Source organism: Neobacillus paridis, from assembly GCF_016765675.1.
Classification (GTDB): domain Bacteria; phylum Bacillota; class Bacilli; order Bacillales; family Cytobacillaceae; genus Neobacillus; species Neobacillus paridis.
Map to the genome: position 1 here is coordinate 1 of NZ_JAESWB010000224.1, position 6,139 is coordinate 6,139.

The 6,139-nt window shown below is 35.6% G+C and carries 3 protein-coding genes and 1 pseudogene; 2 read left to right on the forward strand and 2 right to left on the reverse strand.

The window, feature by feature from the left end:
* Together JK635_RS15155 and JK635_RS15160 are read left to right on the forward strand one after the other, a co-directional pair.
* Nucleotides 1–3,419 (forward strand): ATP-binding protein (locus tag JK635_RS15155; protein ID WP_202654806.1); only part of this gene is annotated, 3,419 nt, incomplete at its 5' end.
* A gap of 328 nt (nucleotides 3,420–3,747) precedes the next feature.
* A pseudogene (locus JK635_RS15160) lies at nucleotides 3,748–3,930 on the forward strand (VOC family protein); the annotation flags it as partial.
* 461 nt (nucleotides 3,931–4,391) lie between these two features.
* Here JK635_RS15160 and JK635_RS25685 read toward each other — a convergent pair.
* Both JK635_RS25685 and JK635_RS15165 read right to left on the reverse strand, forming a co-directional pair.
* The gene (locus JK635_RS25685; protein ID WP_368857099.1) at nucleotides 4,392–4,718 is read right to left on the reverse strand and encodes a CBO0543 family protein; all 327 of its coding nucleotides are present in this window, start codon (nucleotides 4,716–4,718) and stop codon (nucleotides 4,392–4,394) included.
* On the reverse strand, nucleotides 4,711–6,039 hold the full coding sequence (locus JK635_RS15165) for an IS3 family transposase (protein WP_202654807.1): 1,329 nt from the start codon (nucleotides 6,037–6,039) through the stop codon (nucleotides 4,711–4,713). The genes JK635_RS25685 and JK635_RS15165 overlap by 8 nt, the downstream gene beginning before the upstream one ends.
* Nucleotides 6,040–6,139 lie beyond the last annotated feature (100 nt).

A 6,139-nucleotide genomic window follows, 5' to 3' on the forward strand; every position in this document is an offset into this window, starting at 1 on the left:
AACCGGTTAAAGAAGATATTGTCGATTTTATAGTAGAAAGAATCCGCATGCTTCCCAAGTCTACCCAGCATTTGCTGCGGCTGTCTTCCTGTATAGGAAATAAATTTAATTTGAAAACGTTATCGATTATTTCAGGAAGCAGCTATAGAGAAGCGTCTGATGATTTATGGCCTGCACTTGAAGCAGGTTTAATCATTCCAAACGGTGTGATCTATCAATGGGTGTTTCCTGAGGAAGAAAACCTACTTATAGAAAACGATCCTCCAGCTTATCGCTTTCTTCATGATAAGGTGCAACAGGCTATTTATTCCACTATGACAAAAGAGGAACAAGAACAGGCCCATGTAACAATCGGACGCTTACTGGTTATGTCTAGTCATCACATAGAGGATCAGCTATTCACGATTGTCAAACATTTCAATTTAAGCAAACGTCTACTAAATGATCATGAGATCTTGCAAGTAACGGAATGGAACATTGATGCAGGGGAAAGAGCAAAAGCTTCTGCTGCTTTTCAAGAAGCATTGAAATATTTTGAAACTGCGAAGAAGTTAATCTCCGATAATTGGAAAGAGTATTATCCATTGACTTTTCGTTTTATGAAAGGTTTGGGAGAATGTCAATATTTAACGAGTCAATTTGAGAAAGCAGAAAAAACATTCAATGACATTCTTCTCCATGCACAATCACCTTATGAGAAACTAGAGATTTACAATTTGAAAATCACGTTATATACACATGTTCATAGGGTAAAGGATGCCGTAAAATCTGGGATTGAGGGTTTAAGGCTATTTGGGATTCACTTGCCTGAAAATCCGGGTATGGCGGCAATAATAAAAGAATATGTACAAACGAAACTAGCACTTAATGGAAAAAGTAAAGAGGACCTTTTGAATTTTCCAGAAATAACGAATAAAGATCAGTATCTGATTTTGCAAACATTTATCTCGATGAATGGTCCTGCTTTCCATGCTAATCAAAATCTGGCTACTTTACTGATGCTGAGAGCATTGAGATTCACCCTTAAAAATGGTTTAACAGATATTAGCGCATTAGTTTTTAATAATTATTCACTTATTTTGAGTTCGGGTTTTAATGACTATAAAGGCAGTTATGAATTTAGCAAACTGGCTTATGACCTTGCTGAGCGTTATGGAGTGGTAAGTATAAAAGGAAGAGTTCAGTTTGTGTTTGGAACTTTTGTGAATCATTGGAAAAACCCAGTGAGCAAAAGTCTAACTTATTTAGAGACGTCACAGCGATATTGTTTAGAAGCAGGTAATATACATCTGGCCGGAGCAAATAGTTCTTTTATCGTTATCACATTATTTATTAAAGGAACACCTATAGAGGAAGTAATGGGTAGGATTGACAAACAAATACAATTTGTTAGTCAAATCCAATATTCGATTTCAAAAGGATTTATGACAGAGCTGTATCACTGGCTTCAATTTTTAAATGGTGGAAATCCCGTGAACCCTTGGAAATTTAAAGAAATCCTTGATGATGACTCGGCGAAAATTATTCACTACACGCTAAGGCTGCAAATGGCCTATTTGTTTGATCAAAGGGATTTTGCCAAAGAGTTGCTACAAGCGCTAATACCGCTTGTCAGCAAACGATTAACGCTTGTCATTGTACCTGAATATTATTTTTACCATGGGTTATGGCTCTCGCGTTTTTATAATGTGGCCGTTACGGAGAGAGAAAAAAGGTCCATTAGAAAAAGAATGAATCAGTGTATAAAGAAATTAAAAAAATGGGCTGAATTAGCACCTGAAAATTACTTGCATAAGTATTTACTGCTAAAAGCGGAGATGGCAGGGTTAAAGCAAGAGGAGCAGTCTATTTTTTCCTTTTATAATGACAGCATCAATTACGCAGAGAAACATGGTTTTATACAGGATGTGGCGATTTGCAACGAGTGTGCTGCAAGGTATTTTGCGAGGAAAGGGCATACGAAACTTGCCAACGCCTTTTTCCTAGAAGCTTATCAGTCTTATTTAAGGTGGGGGGCCAAAGCCAAAGCACAACAAATACTGGAAGATAGTCATGGCCTTATTCCATCTGTCATTGTAAAGGAACGGGCAAATGAACCGCTTTTTGATATTCATGCTGCATTACAAGCGACTCAAAGTATTTCGAAGGAAATTATTCTAAGTAAATTGTTGAATAAACTATTGGATATCACAATGGAATATGGAGGGGCAGACAGGGGATTTTTAATGTATAAAAGGGATGATCAGTTAGTCATCGGTGCACAGAAAAGTTTGGAAGAAAATGAGATGGATAGTCAAATAGGTCTGCCGATTTCAGGAATGAAAGTTATGTGTGAAAGTATAATCCGTTATGTGGAGTCGAGTACAGAAACAATTGTGCTGGATGATGCATCATCAGAAGGGATGTTTACAGAAGACCACTATATTAAACATAGAAAACTGAAATCATTATTATGTCTTCCAATTATAAAAAATGGAAATTTAATAGGGATTCTTTATTTGGAAAATAATAAAGCAACCCATGCCTTTACAGAAGAAATGATTCATTTTCTTTCGTTTCTTTCGACTCAGGCGGCGATTTCTATTGAAAATGCATACCTTTACGAAAATCTGGAGGCTAATGTCACAAAACGTACAGAAGAGTTGAAAAATGCGAATCGTCATCTTGAAGAGCTCAACCAAGAGCTCGAGCAGTCTAGACAATCACGCAGACATTTTTTATCCAATATATCCCATGATCTACGCGCCCCTATTACTTCTATAAAAGGGTATCTGGAAGCCATTTTGGATGGAGTGATTAAGGAGGAGAATCTGAATGATTTTTTGTTGAAAAGTATGAAACGAATAGATGATTTGCAATTACTCATACAGGATTTATTTCAATTGTCCCAATTGGAATCAGGACAAATACAATTCTCATTTGATTTCATCCCGGTTGATCGGCTTATGAACCATATCTATCAAAAATATAAATATGAAATTATGAACAATGGTTTAATATGCAGATTTGATAATCAACTTGTCAGTTCTACAGGTTTGCCGCCAATGGTGGAGGTTGATCTTGAGCGTATGGAACTAGTGTTTTCTAACTTAATAACAAATGCTATTAAGTATACAACATTTGGTGAAATCATCTTCTTATTGCGCAATGATGATGATTTGAAACAAGTTATTCTAAGCATCCGTGATACCGGCCCTGGTATTCCGAAAGAGGAGTTGCCATTTGTTTTTGATCGTTATTACTCAAAGACAAGTAATACTGCTAACCAAAAAGGCCACGGACTCGGTCTTTCCATATGCAAAGAAATTATTACGAATCACAATGGAGAAATTTGGGTAGAAAGTGAAGAAGGCAAAGGAACTACCTTTTCTATTCGATTACCGATTGTTCAGTATGTAGAGGAAGTGGAAATGGTTTAATGGTGAAGCACGGCGGCGAGATAAAGTTGGCGACTTTTTTAAACAATAAATTTAGTAACTGACCAAAATAAAAGGATGAGCTTACAGGTATAAAGGTGACACCGATTACGGCAGTCTAATCGAGCAGATTTTTGTACTTTATCCGCCCTTTATCCTTTTGGATCTGCTAATCAATAAAACCGTTGAAATTGCCATTGAAAAGGAAATCATCAAAAGTAAATTCATTAGTAATTTTAAAAAAGCAAATTTTTTGGAGCTAATACACGAATATTTGTTAGTAGATAATTACAATGAATGTAATATATTTTAAAAGTATGGAGGTTATCATGTGTCCAAAGGACTACTTCACCATATTGAAATATATGTTTCAAATTTAGAAAAATCTATTGATTTTTGGGGTTGGTTTTTGGAGGAAATGGGCTATTATCTTTATCAGGAATGGGAAAGTGGCCGAAGTTGGAAAAATGGCGAAACTTACATTGTTTTCGTCCAAGCCAATAGTAGATTTCTTAAGTCCTGTACTTTTATCAAGGCAAAGATAAGAAAACTCGGAATAAAATATAAGTAAAATGTAAAGGGTGATTTTTTTGCCAAAGATAATACTTAATTCTTTTCAATTTCTTTTTCCAGTATTAGCTATCCCTTTCTTAACAACAGGGATTATCGGGGCTTATATAATTCAAATTTCAATTACTTTATTGCTAATTGGCTTTATATTTTCAATTTTTAAAAACAAATACTCCAAAATTAGCCTATTCTGTTTTTGATATGCGAAATATGAGATTGATGACTATTTTGGAATTGGCCGGTTCAACAATGGCAAAAGAGTGTCTTTTAACTGACGAGCCAATCAACAAATTTTTTGATCGGTTTTTCAGCAAATTACCTGACTATTTGCAAAAACAGTTACTTAATACTAGTGTAGCTTTATGATTAAATCGGTCCTATCCCTATAATATCAAGTGTTGAGGTTCATTTATCATGTCCGGAACTTGAGTTATTAATTTTTTGAATAAACCTCAAATTTATCACAAGAATTAAGAAGATAATCGGATATAATATCGCAGAATACCAAAGTTTCCACCCATTATGGTAAAAAAACTCAGTATGCATGGAAATCCACTCAAAAGTGACGGAAAATAATGACCAAAGCATAATATAAAGTACTTTTTTAACGATCTTTTTCTCTGAAGGATAAAAATTGAGAAATAAAAGGCTAATTGAGGGAAAATATAAAAGGATCCCCAAGAATAAAATGGTACCTATGTCAAGGACACAATAAAAAAAGAGGTTAAGCAACTAGAAGATGATTTCTATATTGAATAGGGGTCATCTTTTTTAAATTCCATTGATATCGATAATTGTTATAGTAAACCATATAGTGATTTATTTTTGCTTTTAGTTCTTTTAAGGATTTACAAGATTGATAGTCTACTTCATCTTTTAAATGACCAAAGAAAGATTCTTGAGGGGCATTATCCCAACAGTTCCCTCTTCGAGACATAGATTGGCCTAGGCCATATTTTTTTAATAACTTTTGATATCTTGGGCTCGTATAATGGCTCCCTTGATCAGAGTGGATGAAGGCATCTTTATGCAGTGTAATCTTCTTGTTTTTCATTAGTTTGTGAATCGTCTTTGTTGCGATGTCTAGGGTGATACGGTCAGAAACATGGTAAGCCAGGAGTTCGTTAGTGGACGCATCTTTTATGGTTGACAAATAAGCCATAGAATTTCCGTTATATGGCAAATAAGTAATGTCCGTTAATAACACTTTTCCTGGAACTCCTTGTTTAAATTCCCTATTTAACTTGTTTGGAACAACCTGATGCTCCTTGGTTGCTTTAGCAATCCTTTTATAAGGATTTGGCTTTCTATGAGGACAGACGATTCCATATTTCCTCATGATTCTTTGTATCTTTTTACGGCTAAAGAGAATGTTAAATTCATTCTCCAATATCATTTTAATGGAGCGTGAACCTTTCTTATATCCGCGTCGATCAAAGGCCTTTAAAATGATTTCCTTCGCTTCAAGGTCCAATTTCTCCTTTGCTTCCCGGAAAGAGGCAGCCTTTAGGTAGCTATAATATCCAGACCGGGATACCTCTAAGAGTTCACATAAATACTTGGTCATCCCCTTAAATCCATTTTGTTCAATAGTCTCCTGAATCAATTGATATGCATTATTCGGATTTAGATTTTCGCTTGAGTTTAGCAGCCTCCTTTCTGTCGTTTCTAGCTTTTTTAACAGCTCAACCTGTCCTTCCAACAGCTCGATTCTTGCCTTTTGTCTTTCAATCACTTCGGACGGTGTAAGCTCACGTTTCAAGGGTCTACCGGATGCGTTTTTCCTCGTATCTGTAAGCCCAATCAAACCATTCTTCTCATAGGCTTTTTTCCACCTGCAGGCTGACTGTTCGATTCGTTTTATTCCTATAACGTCCACATCGAAGCCGTTCTCCGCAAAGATCTGACGAGGGAGTTTGCCGGCTAGGTACTCATCCATAAATCTATTTTTAAAATCGTCAGTATAGGTAATAGACCGATCGCTGACACGATGTACATTTGGATTCTTTTGAAGTGTGTTTATCTCTTTGATTGAAAAAGTTATTTTACTCATGTTGTCCCCTAATCCCCATATTCTGAAATTCAAGTATATAAAAAAATACCTGTAGGTGAAACACTCTTTTTCAAGTGTCCTACCTACAGGTACCATTTTA

What these genes read in the sequence shown, in the direction of transcription:
- JK635_RS15165 (WP_202654807.1), bottom strand. Translation starts at nt 6,039, where the DNA reads ATGAGTAAAATAACTTTTTCAATCAAAGAGATAAACACACTTCAAAAG.